Origin of the sequence: Pseudomonas sp. SID14000, assembly GCF_002165135.1 — a bacterium.
Taxonomy (GTDB): Bacteria; Pseudomonadota; Gammaproteobacteria; order Pseudomonadales; family Pseudomonadaceae; genus Aquipseudomonas.
This window is the reverse complement of sequence record NZ_NFZQ01000143.1, coordinates 1-407: the sequence shown is the minus strand read 5'-3', so window position 1 is coordinate 407 and position 407 is coordinate 1. Positions and strand designations below refer to the sequence as shown.

Below are 407 nucleotides of genomic sequence, written 5' to 3'. Positions count from 1 at the left end.
CACCGAGCATGCCCTGCCCCATGGGGCCCACGGCGAGCGGGGTGCGGGCCGCGGCGATGATGGCTTCCAGCTCCGCCTCCAGCTCGCCGACCGCCGCCTCCACCCTGGCCGACTCCGCCGTACCGGCCATGCGCTCCGACGCCAGGTGCAGGGCGGTCAGTGGGGTGCGCAGCCGGTGGGAGAGGTCGGCGACGAGTTCGCGTTCGACGGCGAGCAGCTCGTTCATCCGGTGGGCCATCGCATTGAAGGCGACGCCCGCGTCCCGCAGCTCCCTGGGGCCCATGGGGTCCACGCGGGTGTCCAGGTCGCCCTGGCCGAGCGCGTGCGACGCCTGCGCGAGCCGCTTCGAGGAGCGGACGACCTTCGCGCCCAGCCGGTCGGCGACCAGGACGGAACCGGCGATCAGC

Annotated in this window: 1 protein-coding gene; it reads right to left on the bottom strand. The window is 74.4% G+C overall.

Annotation, left to right across the window (positions count from 1 at the left end; all coding sequences use genetic code 11):
* The coding region (locus tag CAY82_RS27685; protein WP_140399184.1) for a HAMP domain-containing protein at nt 1-407 on the bottom strand (407 nt) is incomplete at both ends.